This is a genomic window from Paenibacillus sp. 2KB_20, assembly GCF_052115765.1.
In the GTDB taxonomy this organism is placed as follows: Bacteria; Bacillota; Bacilli; order Paenibacillales; family Paenibacillaceae; genus Paenibacillus_AQ.
The window spans coordinates 419,520-443,050 of the sequence record NZ_JBFRHH010000006.1; the positions used below are offsets into that span (position 1 = coordinate 419,520).

Consider the following 23,531-nt stretch of genomic DNA (forward strand, 5'->3'; position numbering starts at 1 on the left):
CATGTGAGGTGAATTGGTTATGGAATCGTTGACATTGATGTATAAACGGTATTTCAATGAATCCTTATTTTCCCCAAAAAATGAGGTGTCATTAATGCCTCGGCCTGAAGTGGGTACCGGGAGCATTGATAGAATCACGACTTACAGTGGAATCGAAATTGTATACTATGATATTTGCTATCATGCATCCTGTCCTTTTGTTTTCGCTTCAAAAGGGCGAATGGTGGAACTCCAGTTTGCTCTCTCTGGTCAACGTCAAGTCATGGTATCCGATCAGATTCACGAGCTTCCGGCCGGAAAGGGAGCTCTTGCTTTTATGCAAAACTTTAAAGCTCGGTTTTATCCCCCTGCAACGGAACGGTACGTTTCGCTCGCGTTGGGCATACCGGTGACTTTATTTGACTATGCGGCCAATCAATTGGCGACATCGCTAAATCGTAAAATTGAGTTTAACAGGATCTTAGATGGTCAGGCCTCTCGAGCTTATTATTTTGATATCGATACCAGAAGCATGGCACTAGTCAAGCAATTGATCTCGGTTTTTACAAATGCCAACCGATCCCCACTCATGATGGAAGCTTTCGCATTGGAGCTTTTAAATAGGCATATGATTCAATTATTTGACCTGATACCAAGACCAAGAGGCTTGTCTACAGGCGATCTTCAAAAATTGCATCGAGTTAAACAAGTACTTGAATCTTGCATGGCTGATCCCCCCTCGCTGCAGGCCCTTGCCAAAATGGCGGGGGTAAACGATTTTAAACTGAAGTCGGGGTTTAAAGCATGCTTCGGACTGACCGTATTCGAATATTTGAGACACATTCGTCTCGACTATGCGATGAAGCTTCTGCAAGACGGTGAGGCTAATGTAACCGAAGCGGCAATGAGGGTAGGGTACAGCAACGTGAGTGCGTTTTCCGAGCAGTTTTTTCGAAGATATGGCGTGAAGCCATCAGCGATCAAAAATCAATAATAATCCGTTTGACCGTAATATTTCCTTTTCAAGGGAGCGGAGGCAGTCAAAGTTCACTTATAATCCTCATCAAACGATACGTTATGAAGAGGAGTGTAGGGAAATGAAGAGAGTGAAGTACAGCGTTTTCTTAAGCGTTTTTATAGCTATGTTGGGGCTTATGCTGATTGCCCCCATTATGCCTCCGCTAATTCGGGAATTAGGGCTGAAGGAAACTCATTCCGGTCTTATTATTTCACTTGGCTCTGTCATGATGGCGGTTATGGCGCCGGTATGGGGGAATGTAAGTGATACGAAGGGGCGGAAACCCGTTATTCTGATTGGGTTTATTGGGATGTGCATCAGCAGTTTATTGCTGACCCTTACTTTTTATTGCGGACTTAAACATTGGATTAGCGGTGGACTGTTACTGCTTCTGTTAATCGTAACGCGTAGTTTAATCGGGATGTTCATCCCCGCAGTCTTATCCTCTTCACAGGCTTATATGGGGGATGTGACGGAGGGAAAGGAAAGAGCGAGCGGCATGGCGATCATTAGTTCCGCAAACGGACTGGGGCTTATTATCGGACCGGCCATTGCCGGCGTGTTTACGTTAATTGGTTTGCTATGGCCATTATATTTTGGAATCGTGATTGCAGCTGCTGCATTTTTAGTCACACTACTGCTAATGCCTAAAACGAAACCGGTAGTAAAGGAAAGACCTGTTAAAATCAGTCCATTTCAACCCGGATTGCGGATGTATTTATTAGCCGCTTTAATCACGATGCTGGGGATTGTAACGGTTCAGGTCATCGGCGGGTTTTATTTGCAGGATCAGCTAAATCTCGCATCTGAAAGTGTAGCGAGAGTGGTTTCCTTAGGACTGATGCTTACAGGTCTGGCTATGCTCCTTGTACAACTGATTCAGACGAAATGGCTTAAATGGGAGCCGCGGCCGATGATCCTGCTCGGTTCTATGATTCTCGTCCTCAGTATGATCGTATTCCTGTTTACAGCTAGCCTTCCATTCTATTTCTTAGCGTTTTTTATGTTCGGTCTAGGTGCGGGATGGATGATGCCCGGATTTATGGCAGGCGCGTCTCTCTCCGTCAGTAATGAACAACAAGGCGGGGTTGCCGGCCTGGTTGCCGCGATGCAGGGAATTGCAGCAATCATCGCTCCTATTGTAAGCACCACTCTCTACCAAGTCGATAAACAAATCCCTATGGCAGCTGTGGCGATTCTAGCCGTATTTCTGGGTGTAATTATGATGAGAAGCTCCAAAAATGGCCTACCCGCGAAAAACCTTTAAGAATCAATTAGGAACAGGGGCCATGACCGCAATTGTCTTACTCAGACACAAGCAACGATCTAAAGTCATTCCAACAAGAAAAGAGAAATATTTTTATGACAACAGCTTCTTTTTCTTTTTTCGCTTCAACCTAGTCCGGTCTTTGTATCTTTACTTCGAATTATTTCTGCACGTTCGGGTCGTTAGATCGTTACGGACTACTATTTGGGTTGTTTTTATCGGGTTTGGCTTTAGTGCTCATTTTATAGTTCACCTCCTGTGTCATCCCGTAAAAGTATTTCTCAAAACCGTTCTCCTTATTAGAACAATGTCCCGGAATTCTGGTGAAGTGTGAGTCCCAAGTATAATTTCATCAAGAGACGATGATTCAAATTAATTAGGTGCACCATTAAAGAACGGATTAACTTTCATTCTCTATGGTGCCGCGCTTGGTGCGGCATGAATGTCTAACGGGAGACGACAATAAGCGGTAGTCTAGGATATTCTTGTCCATGGTTGCCGCTGTTTCTTTAATTGCTGCCCCCGATCGGCGCTTCCGGATCCGCTCGTTCTGCCGTCGCTCAGCGTGGACCTGACTTGCGGCCACCACCTCAACTAGGTGATTCGATCGCTCTCTAGATCCGGCCAGGATCCGGACGTTTCGTTCGCTGCACTGGCCGGCGTGAGACGGCCATAGTCGCCGTTCTCTCCATGACAGATTGTCGGATCATATCGTGGAATAGTCTTTGGCTCATAACGGTCCGGCTAAACGTGAAAAGGATCAATAACAATTTAGATAGGACGAGAATTGCAATGAATTGTTAAGCTCTAACGGGAAACAGTAGATTTAAGTAATCAATGAGACGAAGAGGGGGGAAACCGAAATGAAGACGATCAAGTGCATGATGGACCACCTGTACTGGGCGGACGGATGCATCTTGGACGCGTTTTAAGGAGAGTGAGACGAAGAACAAGGACCTTCTGAAGCTGGTTTGGCACCTAGCAGTCGCGGAACGAGTCTGGCTGTCCCGATTGCAGAGCAAAAGCAGCGCGCAATATTCGTTGTGGGAGGAAGCGGAAGACCTGACGGCGATCCGGACGATGTTCGAAGAAAACGTCGAGCAATATCGCGTCTATAGTTGGACGAGATGATCGACTATGCGAACCAGAGCGGGGTTCCGTTCCGAACGTCCGTCCGGGACATCCTGTTGCAGGTCCTCTTACATGGGCAATATCATCGGGGACGATCAACCGGGCACTTCGGATCGAATCGGCAGAGCCTGTCCAAGTCGATTACATCACGTTCGCGAGGCTTTAATGGGGCCTAATAATCACCATTACTCGGAATGGGATTGGCATTGAACTAACGGGAAACGATAGTTCAATGAAAAAAAGGGCTGCCGAGTGGCAGCTCTATTTCCCGCTAACGGTTAATATAGTCGATAAGTAGGGATATCAACGGGAGGAATCTCCTCGTTGCGCTAACAGGCAGGGTAGTTGAACATAACTGTGAATGATGTTCATTGTCTAAAAACGCATCCTTAATATCACAATTATGAGACTCTATACTTTTGAGTTATAATCCAATTGTATTTCGGTATAATATGATTGGTTTAAAATACTGTTTGACTGGTGATTGAACATTTGATAAGATGGCGTAATACCCTTTTTCAGGGTCATAATTTAGGGGTGATATCCATGCCTTTACAAATGCATGAAGATTTTATTAACCTAGCCAAAGAAAAACTCCGTGAGGACTATCGTTTACTTGGACTTCTTGCAGGGGGTTCCATGATTACAGGTTTTATGGATGAGTACAGCGACTTGGATTTAATTGTTGTATACGATGCCAGATACCGAGAAGAGATAATGGATTACCGCATTCAAATTGCAGAGAAACTAGGAAGTTTATTGTCTGCCTTTACAGGTGAACATGTGGGAGAGCCACGATTAATTATTTGCTTGTATGGAGCGCCGCCATTACACGTTGACTTAAAGTTTGTTACTGTTCAAGAACTTGAACAAAGGGTTGAGAATCCAATTATCCTTTGGGAGAGAGGCGCAGAAATAAGTGAATTAATTCAAAGAACATCACCGAGCTATCTATACTCTAGTCCCCAATGGATCGAGGATCGATTTTGGGTATGGGTGCATTATGGTGCGACAAAACTGGGAAGAGGAGAATTATTCGAGTTAATCGATCACCTTACCTATATGCGAAGCTCAGCACTTGGACCACTGTTTCTTATCAAAAACGGTGAACTTCCAACAGGAGTAAGAAGACTCGAAAAATATGTGAGCGAAGAACTTGAAGAACTAAAGGAAACTGTTCCAAACCATAGTACAGAGAGTTGTTACCACGCTTTACAAATGACCATTCGGCTATATCAACAACTTCGTCAACATGTAGGGAATATCGAATATAAAAAAGAGGCGGAACAAGTTTCAGTTGCTTACCTTGAAGCTGTTTACTCCTCTTTAGATAAATAGACAAATCATTTTTGTTAAAAAGCGACGGTAATCGCATTAAAAATATGAAATATAAGTAATTCAAGTAACGGGACACGATAGCTTAAAACGCGGCTGCCGGCATATATCGGCAGCCGCGTTTTACCCAAAGTTGAGGGTACGATTATATGAATCAACAGCCGATTAAGTTCAAGATTGACAATGTATCTTTTGAACTTCAGGATCAGCACGATTTCACATGGCTTCAATCTATTGGTAATGTTTTTTGTGTGTTTGATCAGCAAGATTCTGGTAACATTAGTTTCGGAATCGAAAAGAACGGTAAAAAGCTATTTGTTAAATACGCGGGTTGTAGACCATTGGAGTTTTCCGGAAACCCTAGAGAAGCAATTTCTAGGTTAAAGGTTGCCGTGCCGTTGTATAAGACATTAGAACGTCCAAATCTCATTAGACTTATTGATCATTTTGAAACGAAAGATGGGTATGCTGCTATATTTGAATGGTTTAATGGCGAATGCCTGCATTCACATTGGTTGTTTGTCGATCAACCAAAACATACTCATCCTGAATCGTCTTTCTACAGATTCAAACAGTTATCCATAGAGAAAAGGTTGCAGTCAAATCAGTATGCAGAAGAGTTTTATCGGCACAAGTTCTTGTCCCGAGTCGAGGACAAGAACTTGTACCGACTGCCGTAATGGACAAGAACATGAGCCGATTACCGATTAGATAAGTATCTAACTATGTTTCCATGCAATCTCATTAAGCTAACGGGCAGGATAGTTTAATAAATTCACGAATACTCTACATATGGAATTATTTACGAAGTTCGTAGATAAGACGTTATACGACAGAACGGAGAGATGAATCTTTAAAGTGGGTGCCAATGGAGTAAAGGAAGGAGATTAAGTTGCTGAAGGAATATAATAAGGGTATTCGGATTTCATGGTGTAGCTATCAGCCATTCGTTTTTTATTGATTGTAATAAATCTTATAATAGTTAGATTAATGGTAAAAATGCATTAACCCAAACAACAGAGCGAAAGGATATTATCCCTTATGAAATTATCAACGAACGAACAATCGACTCACGACATTCGACTTGCCCGCTATGCCGCCGTGTCCACTGCCTTAAGTTTGTTAAGTGATGAACAACTTAACAAGCGAGTGGAAAAAGCTACGGTTCTAAATACTGGTATTGGCGGTACAACGGCTTTCTTACAAATTGATGATACACCCGTGTTCGTGAAAATGGTGCCGCTTACGGAACTAGAAAGCCACTCCGAAAATTATATGTCTACTAGAAACACGTTCAATCTTCCTCCGTATTGCCACTATGGGATAGGTTCACCAGGTGGTGGAGTGTGGCGTGAGGTCGCTGCCCATACAATGACCACCAACTGGGTTCTGGCGAGACAGTGTGAGAACTTTCCCCTAATGTATCACTGGCGGGTGTTAAAAAGCCCAGAACGGCGTAATCCAATCTCTGAGGAACTGAGCGATGTTTCCAAAATGGTTGAGTTTTGGGGTACTTCAAAAATACGGGGTCGTATTGAGGCCCTTGAGCAATCCAACTACAATGTTGTACTGTTCTGTGAGTACGTACCTTATAATCTGAATAACTGGCTTACCGAACAGGTCGCTATTGGTGAGAATGCAGCCAATTCAGCGTTTGCCTTGTTGGACTCAAACTTGCTCTCAACGGTCTCCTTTATGAGTGCGAACGGATTACTACATTTCGACGTTCACTTTAACAATGTTTTAACCGACGGACACCATGTGTATATTTCGGACTTCGGACTTGCAACGTCTTCTCGATTTGAACTGTCAGATTCCGAATTGGAGTTCTTTGAATTGAACAAGACTCATGATGGATGTTATGTGGCAACACAAATAGTGAACTGGCTAGTTGCAGCATTGACTGGTAGGATGAACCGTTCTGAACGAATCGAATTCATACGTCGTTGTGCTGAGGGTAAGGAACTCCTAGAAGTGATGGATTCGGCAGCGGAGATTATAATGCGGTACGCTCCAATAGCTGTAGTGATCAATGATTTCTACACAAATCTCGTTTCGAAGAACAGAAATACATCGTTTCCAGTTGAGGAGATTGAACGGGTCTGTATGAAAACTGGGTTCCAGCTGCCCTTCTCGAATCCCAGGCTTGTCTAGTCTACTTTAGATTTCCAATTGTTATATCATTATTGGAGCTGAATTTTTGATGTTGCCCAAGAATTTTTAAATCAGTCAGTGTTTGCTGTTGTCATTCAATACAAAGTTGAAAGTGCTTAAAGGAAAATTTACCAGAAAAATCATTTATAGATAAAAAGTTCGGATTTAATAAACATGAAGGAATGACAGGGATGTTAAGAGTCCATTCATGAGAGTGAAATAAAGTGAATGTGAAAGTAACTCAAGGTTCCGTCGTATAACATAATAATTCACGCTAAGGGTTGGCTGTTGCCGACCCTTGATCCACCGGGAGAGATAAGCAAGGGAGCGGAGTCAGGCGGACACATCCATCTCCCTTCGATAAGAGCTATCTAAGGGAGATGGACGTCGTGAATACATGAACGTTATGTGAATTTCCTGTAGAGCAATAAAACCCATTAACCCTTTAATCCATCTTTTGTATAGGGGGTCAATATGATCAATTTGAAGGAATATCATGAAGTAACTTTAGTAAGCAATTTATTAGCCGAGTGTATGTGGCCTGATAATGAAAGAATACTTCAAGAGCTCAATATGTACAAAGTAGACGACGCTAGGAAACTTTTTGGGAGACTTAAGAATAATGAACTTATAGGGTTAATCGGACTAATCCATCTTTCAACAAAGGAAGTTGAGCTGAAACATATTGCGATTCGATCTGATTATAGAAGGCAAGGAATAGGAAGAGAAATGATTAATGAATATATAAAGAAAAATGAAATAAACAAGATGATAGCAGAAACACATAAAGATGCAGTCAATTTTTATAAAAATATTGGATTTGAAATCATGAGTTTAGGGGAGAAATACCCTGGTGTTGAAAGATTTCAATGCACTTTACCAATGAATAAGATCATGTAAGAGATGATTCAGGAAGCCAGGGACTTCACATAACACAATAATCACGCTTCGGGCAAAAAGGAAAATAGATATTGATGACCGTAATAACACAACTACAAGGACAATTGTCGAAGAAGATTTCAAATTTAATACAAGTGGTGAAATTATTAAAATTAGCGGAATGACACAATCCATAAATGTAAGTGTCGGTAGACAAGAACATAGACCCATTGAAAGTCGCTATTTTAGCGACATTTTTATTTTATCGGTACAAGTTCTTGTCCTGAGCCATGGACAAGAACTTGTACCGATTGCCGTAAAGGACAAGAACATAGTCCGATTACCGATTAGATAAGGATCTAACTATGTTACTATGCAATTTCATTAAGCTTACGGGCAGATTAGTTCAATCAAGCCACTGTAATTTTGGAACACTTAACCTTAAGTTTCGTATAAAGGAAAAGAAGTCCGAGGGGAGTGGTAAATGATGAAAGTGGTCATTATCGTTATTGTATTTGGACTGATATTTGCAGCATGTAGTAGTTCAGATCGAACAAGTAAAATCATAACTGATTCCATAACCAAACCAACGATTAATACAGTAACCAAAAATGAGTTAGATTCCGGGCAGGTCATCTACAATCATAACTATGACAACATGGATCGTGGGAATCATGATTTAGAAGGTCAGGTTGTGGTTGATTTGAAGTATTACAATGATCATGCGATTAGTCGCGGTGATATCGTATACTTTACAAATCCTGAAACTAAAAAGAATCTTGGTGAGTACAGTATTTCTAGAGTAATCGGGTTACCTGGCGAAAAAGTAAAGATTGAAAAAGGACAGATCTATATTAACGGGAAATTGCTTGATGCCTTTTACGGAAGAGCACATCGACTGGGTGCTGATCTCGATAGTTTGAAAAAAGCTTTAGAGCGTGTTGACTTAGAAGATTACATACGAAAAAACATTAAAAACAATGTGGATTATTTTCAACAACTGAGCATGGAGGAAATCGAGATCCCCGAAGACAGCGCTTATCTTGTAGGTGATGATTGGTTACGCAGTAATGATAGCAAATTGTTCGGCTCATTACCCACAGATAAAATTGAGGGGAAAGTGGTTGGGGTGATCGGTAGCCCGTAAAGCTAACGGGAAACGTTAGTTCAATACAAACACAGCGATTAAAATTTGCTATTAAATGAGCTGAAAGTGAAATTTTGAAAAGCAAACCTGCGGAAGATCGCTCTATATAAAGATAAAGATTATTTTATTAAAATATTTTCTAGGGTATGTCGATTTTTTTATATACCGTTCGTCAATTAAATAGAGGCAAGAAAGAATGCTTCAAACTCACACGTTAAAGGAGAAATGAAATAAAATTTCTGTGCTTGGGTTACTTGGAGTCAGATAAAATGGATGCCCGCCCAAAGGATGAGATTGATGCTATAATGAACGAATGTCCGCCCCACCTAGAAAATTTCTACAAGAGCGGCCAAGTGATTATCGATGCTGGTCTCGCATCCGAAACGAAATGCTTGCGGCGGGCGAATGGGAAAGTGAAGGTTATGGACGGTCCTTTTATCGAAACGAAGGAGATGATCGGTAGTGCTTTTCTCATAGAAGCACGGGACATGGAGGAAGCTATCCGGATTGCTTCCTTACATCCAACTGTACAAGTGGCATCAGGCGAGCAGTTTGGATGGGGGATTGAGATCCGGCCTATCAATTACTTTGAATCGAGAGACTAGAATCAACTGTTTTACGGAAATCGTTCAATATATGAAAGTAAGGGCCATTCCGCAAGGAGTGGCCTGAAAAAGTTGCCGCTACAGAGATCCCTTCCATAAATGACAGGTGAGGTCATCACGCTAACGGGGAACGATAGTTAAATAAAGAAAAGTAGGTAGCTGATCAGAGTGATCCGTTGCCTTTTTAAGCTAATCGGTAGGATAGATTAACTCAATTACTCAGGCTTTCATTAGACAATTGTCGTGAGTCGAGGGCAAGACGTGTTTAATTGTCGGGGGACAAGAACATGGTCCCATTGAAAGTCGCTATTGTAGCGGCTCTTTTGTTTTATCGGTACAAGTTCTTGTCCCGAGTCGAGGACAAGAACATGTTCTTATTACCGGTTAGGCATGTATCTAATCGGTATTCTCCCCTTTAGATGCACACAATAAAAACCATACAGGTACTTGCAAAAAGGGGAACCCATGCAATTCGTGGTGATTCCTATTCACGAACCACAGGAAGGATACGTCCTTTTGCGGGTTGAAGCATGCGGGATATACCACGGAGATGCAAAGGTTACCGAAAGGGCAACGACTTCCTATCCAAAAATCCTAGTTGCATACTTGCAACAAAACCTTGGGAACACGATAATCCGATGAAAATAATTTCTGAAGAGGGGAAGGAGAAACTAGCTAACTGGGCATAAGCAGAAAAAACATCTTTTGCCTGATTCCAACTAAAGAGACTAATGTAAATATATAATTATCTACATATGTTAACGGAACTTTGCAGCAATATACAGGTGCTGCGGGTTCACTATAGGCATAGAATTCTCCTCATTTGACTAGGAATTTATGTATACGTTAGAATAGCCATAACCAGTAGGTGAAATCCGAGGTGATAAGCGTGAGTATATTAAGATACAGTTACCCCACGATGTTAAAAAGAAGCAAAAGCTTGTCTTATCGACAGCAAGTTACTTCAATGAAAACGGTACTAATAAATTTTTTAGTAGAGCACAAGTTAATTGCTATAGAACCTTTCCATGCGGATGGTTCGCTCAAGGACGATTTGGTACTGCGAAGCGAGGTTTTCCCCAAATGGTCTGCGTATATTGATCGTGGCGGAGATATTCAAAAAACAACCATTCTTTTACAGGGATTGAACAAGCTGCAAATATAGCTAGTTGGGCATCAAGAGCGAAAGCCAAATCATAACATGGGTACGTAAGCATCAAAACGGGGAAAGTTTCGAGGATTACCGAGGACGCTGGACCAAGAAACATTTTAGTAGTGCAGAAGAAGAGAATGCCTATTTGAAAGCGCAGGTGGAGTACCTAAAAAAGCTCAATCCGAATTTGCACGGGGAGGGAAGCTGGATTTCGAAGCCCGGTGTGAAACAATTAACACATAAATGATACGACAGAAGTGTAGTTAAATAACTTTATCTACATATGTACAAAATACGAGTTTTGTGTAAAAGTGTTAAATAAACGACCGTGCAACGGCCATTTTTGCATCAATCGTATAATTTCATCTTATCCATATTATTGACGGCTTTTCTCATCTCTTCATCTGTTAAATGCGTGTAAATCATCGTTGTCTGAATCGACGAATGTCCCAGCTGATTCTTCAGCTTCGGCACGTCGTTGTTCTCACGATGATAACGTGTTGCAAATGAGTGTCTCAAGGAATGCACCGTCAATGCCGGCTTACCAAACGCTGCAGCGTATTTTTCAATCAGCTTTTCGATCGACCTTGGCGTCAACCGCCGGCTTTGGCCTTTGCGTCCGATCGGCGCTGCTATAAACAGGTAATTTTCCGATTTTTCCGGTTTATACCTAGCTTCACGGATCTTCAAATAGCTCTCCAGGTCCAACAATGCTTGCTGGCTAAAGTATACATATTGCTCTTTATTGCCTTTACGCAGCACACGCACTTGGCCTTTGTTCATATCCAAATCCTCGATGTTAATTCCCGCTACTTCGGATAAACGCAGTCCGGAGCCGAGAATTAGCGAAACGATCGCCGTATCCCGTTCCCGGTTAAATTCATGAAAGCGCTGTAAACGTTTATTGGTTTTATGGAGTTCCCCAAAATCATGAGCCACAAACTGACGGAACTTCTCGAGATCGTCTTCCCGCAAAATTTTGCCTTCAATTCGGTAAGCGATCGTTTCCTGGCTTTCCTTAATTGGATTAAAGTCGATTTTGGCCATGACATTACGCTGAATATATGGCTTAAGCTCCGGAGTTTCGGCCTTGTTTTGAAGATAATCAAACAGCGATTTTAATGCGGACAACTTCCGGTTGATCGTATATTTGTTGTTATCCAATTGATATTCCAAATAATACAGAAAATTTTCGACTTCACGGACGGTCAGCGATTCGAGTACGGACATTTCAATGTTTTTGCGATCATGGATGTTCGATTTAACTGATACAAGCCAATCAAAAAAGATGAGGTAATCGTGACAGTAGTTCAGCAGCGTCGTATGCGACAGTTTGCGTTTTCGGCCATCGATGTATTCGGTCACGTACCACGGGAGCTCAGCACTCTTGGCTTCCACGCGTTTCATATAATGCAGCTTCGCAATTTTATCCACTTATTGCCAACCTCCCTTGTTTCCAGAGTAACTTATTTATAATTATTCGTCAAATTATTATTTTACGTAATTATTGCGTGTGGTATTCAGGATCCTAACTAGAATCTTTGGCCTCAACCATCATTGCTGCTTTTCATCAATCTGTTCCTTGGCTCGGGACAAGAACTTGTGCCGATAAAACAAAAAAGTCGCTAAAATAGCGACTTTCAATAGGGACTAAGTTCTTGTCCCTCGACATCGGGGACAAGAACTTGATAACAACGGTGACATTATCTCCTCCTGCGCCAATGCCTCCTCGTTCATTCTTCCCATTCGAATGGATAGTGATAGCTACTGCGAGGATGGATGGATCAGCATGGATTTGAGAGGCACCATCGAATCCTCCGGAACGTAATAATTGAATTTGTTGTCGCTGATCTGCCCAAGCAGCTGGCGGCGTATCGGATCGGCGTCCTTCAGCAGGCTCACAGACGCCGAATGATAGTCGATAGGACGCATCCAGATCGGGCTGTAGCCGAGGAACAGCTGCCTTCTTGTGAATGCGGAGCGATTCGGCGAGCCAGCATGCCACAAGTTTTGGGCGAACACGAAGACGTCACCTGGTTTTCCGCACACTTGTACCTCTCCGTCAAGCTGCTGGCGCACATCCTTGTGATTCGGATTGTACGGCTGCTTGTGACTGCCCGGAATCACTTTCGTATTGCCGCGATCCGGCTCCGACATATCGCTCAAAATATAGCAAACTTTAATATAATAGGTTGCCGTCAAGCCGTTAATGACAGGAAACTGCGGATGCGGACCGTCTTGATGCCAATCGATAAAGCTGTGCGTGGCCGTTTGGGCTTCGCTTGGATTCGGTTGTCTGATCGTGAGGTGGGAGATGTGAAGCTGAATGTTGTGGCCAAGCAAATTAACGATTAACGGAAGAATGGCAGGCTGATCGATTAATGCAGCGATCTCGGCATGGCGTTCTACGCTGTTATAAATATTATGCGAAAGCGCTTCTGGTTCCGTCAAAACAATTTCGTCGATCGCGGCATTCAGCCGGCTCACTTGTTTCTGCGACAAAATATCTGGTATAACCAAATACCCCTGTTCATGAAATTGCTCCATTAATTTCGGTATTTCCAAATTGGCTGTCTTCATCCTTTATACCTCCTACTTGTATTTAATTTAATTATATTTGGCGAACCATCATGTTATAATGTAAGAAAAATCGATTTCCCTTGTAAATAATTTCATTCTATGAAAAGGTGTTGTCATGCAATGGAGTTCAGCCGATTTCTGGATCCCGATCTGCAATACCATGTCTACGTGAAGGATACCCCTCAATTTCAGAAAACGCATGATACGTATGATCATTGGGCGTTGTTCATCGTCGAAGAAGGCGCTTTTAATTACAGAATGGGCAGCCAAAGCGGAAGAGCGGTCAAGGATGACATCGTATTATGCCCGCCCGATCTAACCTTCTACCGGCAAACGGACGGTTTATCGTTCCATCTCATGGGGTTTCAATGGATCAATTCCCTAGAGGAGCCGCCGCGTGCGGCGAATTTCCCGACTTTCGGCAAGCTTCGGCTATTGAACAACAAACGCTTCCAATCCACCCTCTCTCAATTTCGCGACGCCCAATACTTGCATGCAGGGATTGGTCATATGTACAAGAAACATCTTCTCAGGGATCTGCTCTATTTGCTTCAGATCGAGCAATCCGAGCAGCATACGATGACCTTGTTCAGTGAGGATCCGACCCTTGGGCGAGCCCTGCATCTGCTTCAGCAGCAAGCAGAATTCGGCCTATCGTTGAAGTCGATCGCCGTGGAGCTTGGTCTAACCCAGGTGCAACTGACAAGACTGTTTACACGCGAGCTCCGCATAACGCCAAGCGCCTACGCGACTAATCTTAGAATGGACAAGGTGAAGCAACTCCTTGTATATTCTTCGCTTACCCTTGCCCAAATCGCCGAGCATTGCGGATTTACCGACGAACATCATTTAAGCAAAAGCTTCAAAAAACTGTGCGGCGTCAATCCTTCGTCGTACCGAAAAACACATAGCGTATGATAGAACAAGCCGACCTGCATCGAATGAGGTCGGCCTTTCGTTCCCGTTATTTAGTTCCCGTAACCGAGCGTCTTAAGCTGTTCCATGGCGCTGTCCACTAACGCTTTGTAGTTCATAGACGTTTCCAGCGTCTTGATAAAGTCATCATATTCGGTCAATGGACGTTTATCGTAAATAAACTTCGCGATCTCCTCTTCCATGTACCGGTTCGCATCGGCTGGGTTATATCCCTCTGGATTATCGATAAATCCGTTCAATGCTTCAATACGGGGTTGATCGTTCGCGAATTCGATTGCAGCCGATTGTCCGGCGAACTTCGCTTGCAAATACTCCATTTCCGGTCTGCCGGTGAATTGGTACAGCCAAGAATGGCCGACCTCGCCCGCTTTGTCCGTCATCTTCGGCTTGCCGTCCTCAAGTGTGAAGTGCGTATCCTTCACCCCAAACTGCACGAGCAGCGAGCCTCCGTCCGGATTCGAAATATAGTTGAGCAGATCGAACACCCGCTGCAGTTTCTCCGGGTCTTTCTCAAGCGCTTTCGGAATGGCATATCTCCCAGGCGCCGCGCCGATATCCCATGAACCGTCGAATTGTCCTCCTGTACCCGAAGGAGCGGCGATTTGCAGCCATTCCGCATTCGGATTAACGGTTTTGATTTGTTCCACGAACTGCTCCTTCGTCATGTTCGGCCAATCAATATAGACGATGCCCGCCTGCCCTTTGATCGCCTTCTCTTGATGCTGCAATCCGCTATTGGCGAGCAGCTCCGGATCAACCGATCCTGATCCAATCATGTCCTTAATAAAGACCAAAGCATCCTTCATTGCCGGTTCATGCAGCGCATTGACGACTTTGCCGTCCTTCTCGTAGAAGTTGCCTGGCATTCCGACGCCGAAGGCTCCGAAAACGGTCGAGAATGCGCTCAGCTTGCCGCCCGTTAGACCAAAGGTGTCCGGCTTGCCATTTCCATCCGGATCGTTCTTAGTGAACGCTTCCGCTACGGAAGCCAACTGCTCCACGGTCGTCGGCACTTCCAGCTTCAGCTTGTCGAGCCAATCCTTGCGGATCCATAAGGTGTTGTAAGGGATTTGCGGAGATTTGGAGATGCCATATACTTTCCCGTCGACCATCCCCTTCTTGACGCTGTCCTCCCCGATGAACGCTACCGTTTGCTCCAGCTTATCCATATACGGCGTCAGATCAAGCAGCAGCCCTTGCTTGGAAAATTGAATTAGCTGCTGCCGGTCGACCATGAACAGGTCGGGAAAGTTCCCCGAGGACATCCGAACGTTTAGTTGATTGTTGTAATCGTCCGCTGCTGGATACACTGTCAAGTTCAGGTCGATATTCAGCGCCTTATCCAATTCCTGCTTAATCATGTCTTTATCGGGCGATGGAAGATTGTTCCCCGTCTCGATAATGTCGAGCTTAACCGGTTTGCCGCTAGGCTGCTCCGTCGTTTCCGCTCCGGGCTTGGCGGTAGCGCCCGAATTATTTTCCGGGTTATCATTGCCATCCCCCCCCGAACATGCCGTAAGCAAAGCCCCCGCTAATGAAACGGCTACTAGCAAAGTCCCTAATTTCTTCATGATCTTAACCCCTCTCTGAATGGTTTCATCAGTTAACCTTTAATCGAACCAAGCAGCATCCCTTTTGTAAAATGCTTTTGAAGAAACGGATAAATCACGATGACCGGCAAGCTCGCAATCATGACGGATGCCATCTGCATCGTCTGCGTCGGCATCATATTTTCCGCGTTCTCAAGCGGCTGCTGGCTTTGCATCAGAATTTCCCGGACGACGACCTGAAGCGGATAGAGTGTGCGATCGGTCACATAAAAAATCGCTTGAAAAAACTCGTTCCAATGGCCGACCAGGTAAAACAATCCAACCGTCAGCAATACAGGAAGGGAAAGCGGCGTAACGATTTGCAGCAGGATGCGGAACTCTTTGGCTCCATCCATTCGGGCCGACTCGAACAGCTCCTCCGGCAGTCCTTCAAAAAAGCTTTTCATAATAAGAACGTTAAAGCTCCAGACTGCATTTGGCAGAATCATCGCCCAGATAGAATCGAGCAGCCCCATCGACTTAACGACCAGATAGGTCGGAATAAGCCCTCCGCTGAACAATAAGGTGAACACGATCATGAGCAGAAAAAAGTTTCTTCCCGGCAAATTCCGACGGCTGAGCGGGTACGCCATCAGTCCCGTCAAGACGAGATTGACCGCTGTTCCGATCACCGTAATGAGAACGGTTATTTGGAACGCCTTCGGAATATTGGACTCCGTCAGCAGCGTGCGGTAAGCGGAAAACGTAATTTCCTTCGGAAACAATATGAATCCGCCGTTACGCAGCACTTCTCCGAACGGAGTGATGGATACGGATACAACATAAAGGATCGGCAGAATGGCGATAAGTCCGCATAGTCCGAGAATAACGTATATGATTGTGTTAAAAATTTTATCATCGAGGCCTCTTACCATATGCCCTCACCCCATTTCTTCGCCACGCGGTTAGCACCAAGCACAAGGATGAGTCCGATGACCGATTTGAACAATCCGACTGCCGACGCCAAGCTGAAATTAAGCTGCTGCAGACCGGTTCGGTAAACCCATGTGTCGATGATGTCCGCAACCGGGTACACCTGAATATTGTACAGAATGTAAATTTGATCAAAGCCTGCGTCAAGCAGATGGCCAAGCTTCAGAACGAACAGCAGGACGATAATGCTTCTAATGCCAGGAAGCGTAATATGCCAGATCATTCGCATTCGGCTCGCACCGTCCACCTTCGCCGCTTCGTAGAGGGTCGGATCGATGCCTGCCATCGCGGCTAAATAGATAATCGCTCCCCAGCCGAGATTTTGCCATACCTCCGATCCGACCAGTATGCTGCGGAAATATTCCGTCGAGGTCAGAAACGGGATCGAGCTTCCCCCCGCTTCTACAATCCAGCGGTTTATGAGACCGCCGTTCTGGGAGAAGAGCGTCAAAAGAATACCGAAAATAATGACCCAAGACAAGAAGTGCGGCATGTAAGTCAGCGTTTGTACGATCGACTTCAGCCAGCGAACGCGGCATTCGTTCAGCAGTACGGCCAGCATGATCGGCGGCAGCGTCCCCCATAACAGCTTGTAGAGGCTGATCAACAGCGTATTGGTCAGCAGCTGGCTGAAGTAAGGCGACTCGTAAAAGCTCTGAAAATGCTTATACCACGGATCGACCCACGAGCTGCCCGTTATGCCGTCCAGGATCGCAAAATCTTTGAAGGCGATAATGACTCCGTACATCGGGAAGTACCGAAATATGACAAAATAAATAATGCCGGGCAGCAGCATGACGTAAAAGGCTTTAAACCGCCATGCCAATTTTAAAATCATGAGCAGCTTTGTCCGCGGAGAAGGCCGTATCCGAGGGGCTGGCGTTAGGCTTTGATTGGCTTCCATCGTATCCCTCCATAGTTTGAATGCGCTTCCAATAAGGTAAGTATAAAGGTCCTGACGTCTCCTCGATATACACAAAAACGTAAAAAATGTACGTAATTCCTTCATCATCATTAACATCGAATATGGATCCATCTACATCAATATCAACGATTAATGAGTAAAGGCTGTCACGAATGGTCTGAAGAAACCACGTGACAGCCTTGGTATCGTTATTGGTTAACGCCAAATACCTAATCGTTCGTCGCTTTCCGTCAGGACGGGCATATCGACGCGGACAACAGTACCTGCCCCTTCCGCGCTTCCGATCCGCAAGCCGTACGTCTCACCGTGATGGATCCGAATCCGCTCATGCACGTTCCGCAGCCCGATGCCAGTAAACCGGTACATGGAGCGCTGCCCACCGTCCTGATTTTCCAACAGCAGCCTGCTGCGCTTCTCCCGTTTGATGCCTATCCCGTTATCGCGCACATAGAGTCTCAGAATCCCCTTCCTCAGCCCGCCTTTCACGACGATAAGCCCGCCGTGATTCGGCGTTAGTCCATGGAAGAGTGCATTTTCTACGAGCGGCTGCAGCGTAAGCTTAAGTATGCGATACTGCAGAAGGTCAGGAACAATATCAATCATAAACTGATATTGTTCCCCATAGCGTACCTGCTGAATATGCATGTACATTCGCAGCCCTTCCAGCTCCTCCTCAAGGGATACGTATTCTGATTGCTTGTCGAAGCTGAAGCTTAACAGCTTGACCAGTGAACGAATCGTATCGCGCAACTCGTCGATACGCTGCTGCTTTGCCAAGCTGCTTATGCAGGCAAGGGTATTATACAGAAAATGGGGCGCAATCTGGCTTCGCAGCATCTTCAGCTCGTATTCCTTCTTCTGCTCCTCCGCATTTTTCGTCTTTTGGAGCAGGCTCTGAATCCTCTCGAGCATGGCATTGTAGCTCTGCGTTAGCCTGCCGATTTCGTCCATTCTCGTAACAGGCAGCTTCGCCACAACCTCAAAGTTGTTAAGACGGTCCATCTTCTCGACAAATCGGCGAATCGGATGTGTGAACGATCGGCTGAGCAGATACGCACTGATCAGAAGCATAATGATCCATACGATACTCGCGGTCCGGTAGTTGTTGTTCAGCCTCTGAAGGTCCTGATAGAAATAATCCTCTTCGATGAACGCCGCAAGCGACCAGCCTAGACGGTTTTTGGTCGACTTCACGGCAACGAGCGGATTCAAGGAATCCCCTTTTATGCCGCTTACGCCGACTTTGAGCAAGGCGAGCTGCCCACGAAAGCTCTCCTCCAGCTTTGGCGGATACGAGGCGGCTTGGAAGGGGAGCAGCTTATCGCGGGAATCCAGCCGATTAATGACGCTGCCTTCCTTCGTGAACAGTATATAAGATTGATAGATCATCGGCGCAATACGCTCCGTGAGCAAATCGAGATTAAGTTCAGCGACTACGACACCCTTCACCTTTTTGCCAGCATCCGCAATAGGCAGTACGTAAGCAAGCGTTCGCCCCGACATTGGCGAATCATAAGGTTCGCTCACGTTAATGGCCCCGTAGTTAATAAGCGCCAGCTCATAGAGTTGATTCAGATTTGGATTGCCGATGATGTCATAAACGACCTGCGAGCTTGCAAATACTTGACCGTCAGCTCGAATCATGTACAAAGTTCTGGCAATGGAGTTGTTAATTCCCGCAAACTTGCGAAGCGTCTCGACAGCTGCCACCTCATTCCCTTCCTCCAGCAAATCGGCGCGGGTCGAGAGTAGCAGCAGCATATTTTCCACATTGTCCAAACTTGCATCGATATATTGATTCGTCCGGCTGACGAGCAGCTCTGCATCGCGAATGACTTGATTCTGAAGCAGACTTTCAGCCTCGTGGAGGTTTCGCCATGCAAGCACTTGAACGAGCAGCAGCGTCACGATGAACAAATAAATAAACTGCTTGGTAGCGAGACCAAGGCTGGCATACCAATGAAACAGTTTCGTCATTATCCCCCTTCTTTCGCGCCCGTTCTCACGCTCCCGTGCTATCAGCCATTCCGTTTATAGTCCGTCGGCGATACCCCGGTCCAATTTCGAAACGTAACGGTAAAATAGCGGTAGCTCGGAATGCCGACCTCTTCCGCGACCTCATATACCTTCTTATTCGAATGCCTAAGAAGCTCAATCGCCTTCTCCATACGAAGACGGGTTATATACTGATTGACCGTACTCCCCGTTTCCTCGCGAAACAATTTGCTGATATAATGTGGGCTCAGCCCTACCTGCTCTGCGATAATGGGCAGCGAAATCGGCTCCTTGAGATGGTCTTTGATCCATTGCACGGCCAAACGAATCTCAAAGCGCGAACGCAACTTCCCTAGCTCGTCAGCTTCCATATCCTGAACCATATTGGCGATCATCTCAGCTAACGTTCCTGCGTCCATTAAAATCCCCATTCGGGCTGCGCTTAGCTCAGCGCCCTCTTGCTGCCTGTGCCAATCTACCTGCCAATGAAGTATCCGTTCCTTCAGTTGACTTGGCTTCACTCGCTCTGCGATGCACCAATCCCTGAACTCGCCAAGCAAGCATTCCTTCAAGCTCGCAGGAGACAATGATGCTTTTCTCAGCATCTCGTTTAATTCCTTCGTTTTCTTTTCCGTCAGATCCGTTAGAGGCAACGAATGCTGCGTGTACACAGCGCTTTCCTCGGGACATCGGTCGTAAAACAGCGCATCTTTCCACTCGTTCGAATAGGCGAGCGCCGATGCAATTTCTTCCTTCGATGTGACCGGTTGGCTAAATAGCGCACATATTGTCGCGTAGCGCTCCTGCTTGGTCTCTTTCCGATCCAATAGCTCCGTCAAGTGTTGAACGAACGTGCGGAGTGACTCAAGAACAGCATCGGTAGGAGTTCTGCCTTCAAGCAGAACAAAATATTCCCGCTCCCGTACCGTCAGCCAAGTCAGCCAGTTTGGATCCCTTTTTTCCTGCTCGGTCAGCCTCTGTTGAACCGTGTCCTTCACAGGCAGATAGCCTATTGGAGGAATGTCTAGCTGAAGTCGTACCAGTCGAATTGGACGATCTACGCTTAGCGTCATCGATTGCCAATCGGAGCCGGCTGGCTCTTGCCCGTGAAGCAGCTTGCCGAATAAGGCGGCTTGCAGCTGCCTCTGTTCCCTTCTCGCATGCTCGTGCACCATGCGCTCCTTGACGACCGCAGCTCTCGCTTTGTCCATCGCCTGTTTAAGCTCTTCTTCCTCCAATGACACCTTCAAAATATATTCAAGCGCTCCAAGACGGAGCGCTTCTTGTACGTAATGAAAATCGCTGTGACAGGTTAACAATATGATCTGTACGCTCGGGTGGCGCTTCCGGAGTTCCCGTATGAGAGCAATTCCGTCCATAACCGGCATCGTAATATCCGTTATCACGACATCTGGCGTGCGTTCAGCACATAGCTGCATCGCTTCCGACCCGTTGCTCGCTTCCCCTATCCATTCGGCTCCGCACGCCTCCCATGGAAAGATCCGAAGCTCTTGGCGCAGAGGAATTTCATCTTCGACGATCAATACGCCAAGCGGCTTTATGATCATGATATCCTCTCCTTTAGCACAAAATGAAAGCGATGTCATTTTATTTATTCCATTATAGAGCATAGACTCTTATTTCGGCAACCTCCGCGCGTGGTCCTCCGTTCGTTTCGTCGATCCATAGTCTAATCGTATGCGACGAGATGGAACGGCTGAGCTTATGCACTTTTTTGCGCTTATGGTTGTGCTTCTCTTCAGCCAGTGTGACCCATTCCTCACCGATGAGCGCTTCTATCCGATAAGCTCGGATGAGCTCGGGAATCGCTTCGAAAGCGGTGCGGTGATGGTGCAAATTTATTAAGTCTTCATTAATATCGTCGTTAAAGGTGACGTGGATCTCGGCGATCGATTGCACTTCAGCCCACTCCAACTGCAGCCATTCCGGTTTGCCTGGAGACATCGGCTCGGACATCCATAAATGCGGACCGGCGAACGGCCGAATATACCCGTCCGTCACCGCTGCGGCAGCGTACGCTTCCGTATTTGGCGTAACCTGCAGACATAGCGGCTTGCGGTTCCAACGGCGCATGCTCCACTGTACGACCGGCTGATCCGGCTGACGATCCTCTAAAAGAGTCGAGACGATCGGCTTTGGCCCTTTCTCAAAGCACAGCACGCCGGTCATCGGAGAATCCGATCCGTGAAGTTGAATCGCTTCGTTTGCTTTAATAATAAGGAATGCATTGCAGGCTGCATTGGGCTGCCAAACTAAATCCAGCTTAGCCCACTGCCTGGTACCTTCGGCTACTGACACCGATGCTTCAGCCACCATCTGCTTTGGCACGTAATTTTCACCTTTTTCCGTATGCCACAGCTCCACTTCAAGAGTAGCAGCCTTTGCCGCATCGATCAGCAGCGCCACTGATTCAAGCGAGGGATTCACGGGAAACAGGATGCCCAGTTCTTTGTCCAACGGGTGTGTATAGGTTGAGTCCGTCAGCGACACTTTGGTCATTGTGCTGGATGCCGTAATTCGGGCCGATTTGGCGAGATCGTAAGGGTCGTCTGCCGCGATCCCGATAATCGACGCATCCTGCCTGAGCATCGTCTGCTGCAGGTCGTTCATATGGTCACGGTGCAACACACGCGGCGATATCCCTTTCTGCACGCACAGTGCGGCACCGCTTCCGGCTGCTTCGCCGATGACGGCACAGGTTGCCATTACCCTCGTCGTACCGAATGCGACGTGAGTTGCGCTGATATCGCGGCCTGCAAACATCAGATTGCTGACGTTGCTGGAGTACAGACACCGAAATGGAATATGATAGATGCCGTCCGAAAATAAATGCTTTGAACCGCTCTCTGTCGAATACATGCCTTGCGGCGGATGAAGATCTATCGACCAGCCTCCGAAGGCGATGCGATCGGTGAAGGGCACCTGCGCGATAATATCGTTTTGGTTCAACATATAATCTCCTGTGAATCGGCGATACTCCCGTTTGCCAGGGAGCGACCCGACCCATTCCAGCGTCATGCGATCGGCATCGAAATTGCCGGAGTTTTTGATATAATCCCATACCCCGTAAATGACCGACCAGAGCTCATCGCGTATTCGTTCATTATCATGCACCGTATCCAGCTCGCCGCCCCATTCGATCCACCAATAGTGGCAGCCTGAGTCGCCGCTGCGAATGACCCGCTTCATCGGGATCGCCGTTTGCGTAATGTCCTTCGCAAAGCTCGGCGGAATGTACTTGACCGGCCGATCTGCCTCCTTCGTATAGAACAGGAGCGTGCTGCCAAGCGTAATATCGTCCGCCGTCTCCGGTGCCCAGTCCTCGTTGTATTCCTCTGCGGCCTCGCGGCCGATCCGGTATTTAGCGCCTGCCAGAAAACCCGCAAGGCCATCTCCTGTACAATCTATGTACATATCGCTTTCAAACCGGATTTTCCGCTCGGAGCCCATCATCCAGCCTGTGACTGACTTCATGATGCGCTCCTCCTCCGCGCCTTCCGCTTCGACCTCGTGCACATCCGTATTGAGAAACAAGGCAATGTTCGGCTCTGCTCGGACCGTCTCGAGTACGACGAGATCCCATAAATAAGGATTTCCATCCGGGTTCCGGAATTGATTCTCGACGAACATTTCTCCCATGATGCCGGTTTCTCTAGCATAACGCTGCGTGCCATGCGCCGTAGCGCCGCATACCCACACCCGTACCTCGCTGCTAGAATTGCCTCCGAGTACGGGTCTGTTGTTCACGAGCGACACGGTTTGGCCGAGACGTGCGGCTGCAACGGCAGCGCATACGCCGGCCAAGCCTCCGCCAATAACGGTAATGTCGGATTTTACTAATTCAAACTTCAATCGAATCCCCCCAAGTCTAGAATTACTATCAT

17 protein-coding genes and 1 pseudogene are annotated in these 23,531 nt (G+C 46.1%); 10 read left to right on the forward strand and 8 right to left on the reverse strand.

Features of this window, described 5'->3' with window-relative positions; translation table 11 throughout:
• The first annotated feature begins 19 nt into the window (after positions 1–19).
• From AB4124_RS18665 to AB4124_RS18705, 9 genes and pseudogenes are all read left to right on the forward strand, one after another.
• On the forward strand, positions 20–973 hold the full coding sequence (locus AB4124_RS18665; RefSeq protein WP_441973808.1) for a helix-turn-helix transcriptional regulator: 954 nt from the start codon (positions 20–22) through the stop codon (positions 971–973).
• A 103-nt stretch (positions 974–1,076) separates the two neighbouring features.
• Positions 1,077–2,264 (forward strand): MFS transporter, encoded by a 1,188-nt coding sequence (locus AB4124_RS18670; RefSeq protein WP_430187399.1) that lies wholly within the window; start codon positions 1,077–1,079, stop codon positions 2,262–2,264.
• 1,677 nt (positions 2,265–3,941) lie between these two features.
• Positions 3,942–4,733: an aminoglycoside 6-adenylyltransferase gene (locus tag AB4124_RS18675; protein WP_006678991.1), complete on the forward strand. Its 792-nt coding sequence runs from the start codon at positions 3,942–3,944 to the stop codon at positions 4,731–4,733.
• 146 nt (positions 4,734–4,879) lie between these two features.
• Positions 4,880–5,410 (forward strand): serine/threonine protein kinase, encoded by a 531-nt coding sequence (locus AB4124_RS18680; protein ID WP_441973809.1) that lies wholly within the window; start codon positions 4,880–4,882, stop codon positions 5,408–5,410.
• Positions 5,411–5,771: 361 nt separating this feature from the next.
• Positions 5,772–6,884, forward strand: coding sequence for a protein kinase domain-containing protein (locus AB4124_RS18685; protein WP_441973810.1), 1,113 nt, complete (start codon positions 5,772–5,774; stop codon positions 6,882–6,884).
• Positions 6,885–7,358: 474 nt separating this feature from the next.
• Positions 7,359–7,784 carry a GNAT family N-acetyltransferase gene (locus AB4124_RS18690; protein WP_441973811.1) on the forward strand — a complete coding sequence of 142 codons (426 nt, stop codon included), beginning with the start codon at positions 7,359–7,361 and terminating at the stop codon, positions 7,782–7,784.
• Positions 7,785–8,247: 463 nt separating this feature from the next.
• Complete coding sequence (lepB, locus tag AB4124_RS18695) at positions 8,248–8,910, forward strand: signal peptidase I (RefSeq protein WP_441973812.1); 663 nt, start codon at positions 8,248–8,250, stop codon at positions 8,908–8,910.
• 245 nt (positions 8,911–9,155) lie between these two features.
• Entirely contained in the window at positions 9,156–9,515 is a 360-nt protein-coding gene (locus AB4124_RS18700; protein ID WP_441973813.1) for a YciI family protein, read from the forward strand.
• Positions 9,516–10,687: 1,172 nt separating this feature from the next.
• Positions 10,688–10,870, forward strand: a pseudogene (locus AB4124_RS18705) (IS3-like element ISBth8 family transposase); the annotation flags it as partial.
• A 146-nt stretch (positions 10,871–11,016) separates the two neighbouring features.
• Here the strand turns inward: AB4124_RS18705 and xerS are convergent.
• Positions 11,017–12,102: a tyrosine recombinase XerS gene (gene xerS, locus AB4124_RS18710; protein ID WP_083659709.1), complete on the reverse strand. Its 1,086-nt coding sequence runs from the start codon at positions 12,100–12,102 to the stop codon at positions 11,017–11,019.
• 330 nt (positions 12,103–12,432) lie between these two features.
• Complete coding sequence (locus AB4124_RS18715) at positions 12,433–13,248, reverse strand: phytanoyl-CoA dioxygenase family protein (protein WP_430107751.1); 816 nt, start codon at positions 13,246–13,248, stop codon at positions 12,433–12,435.
• 120 nt (positions 13,249–13,368) lie between these two features.
• Between AB4124_RS18715 and AB4124_RS18720 the strand changes: the two genes are divergently transcribed.
• Positions 13,369–14,166, forward strand: coding sequence for a helix-turn-helix domain-containing protein (locus AB4124_RS18720; RefSeq protein WP_441973814.1), 798 nt, complete (start codon positions 13,369–13,371; stop codon positions 14,164–14,166).
• A 50-nt stretch (positions 14,167–14,216) separates the two neighbouring features.
• Here the strand turns inward: AB4124_RS18720 and AB4124_RS18725 are convergent, their stop codons facing one another.
• From AB4124_RS18725 to AB4124_RS18750, 6 genes are all read right to left on the reverse strand, one after another.
• A complete protein-coding gene (locus tag AB4124_RS18725; protein ID WP_441973815.1) occupies positions 14,217–15,755 on the reverse strand; it encodes an extracellular solute-binding protein in 1,539 nt (512 codons plus the stop codon).
• A 32-nt stretch (positions 15,756–15,787) separates the two neighbouring features.
• Positions 15,788–16,648 (reverse strand): carbohydrate ABC transporter permease, encoded by an 861-nt coding sequence (locus AB4124_RS18730; RefSeq protein WP_076323468.1) that lies wholly within the window; start codon positions 16,646–16,648, stop codon positions 15,788–15,790.
• Positions 16,642–17,544 carry an ABC transporter permease gene (locus AB4124_RS18735; RefSeq protein WP_372238808.1) on the reverse strand — a complete coding sequence of 301 codons (903 nt, stop codon included), beginning with the start codon at positions 17,542–17,544 and terminating at the stop codon, positions 16,642–16,644. Before AB4124_RS18735 ends, AB4124_RS18730 begins: the two co-directional genes overlap by 7 nt.
• 282 nt (positions 17,545–17,826) lie before the next feature.
• A complete protein-coding gene (locus AB4124_RS18740; protein ID WP_441973816.1) occupies positions 17,827–19,608 on the reverse strand; it encodes a sensor histidine kinase in 1,782 nt (593 codons plus the stop codon).
• Between the two features lie 41 nt (positions 19,609–19,649).
• Complete coding sequence (locus AB4124_RS18745; protein ID WP_441973817.1) at positions 19,650–21,194, reverse strand: response regulator transcription factor; 1,545 nt, start codon at positions 21,192–21,194, stop codon at positions 19,650–19,652.
• 52 nt (positions 21,195–21,246) lie between these two features.
• Entirely contained in the window at positions 21,247–23,499 is a 2,253-nt protein-coding gene (locus AB4124_RS18750) for an FAD-dependent oxidoreductase (RefSeq protein WP_441973818.1), read from the reverse strand.
• Positions 23,500–23,531: the final 32 nt, after the last annotated feature.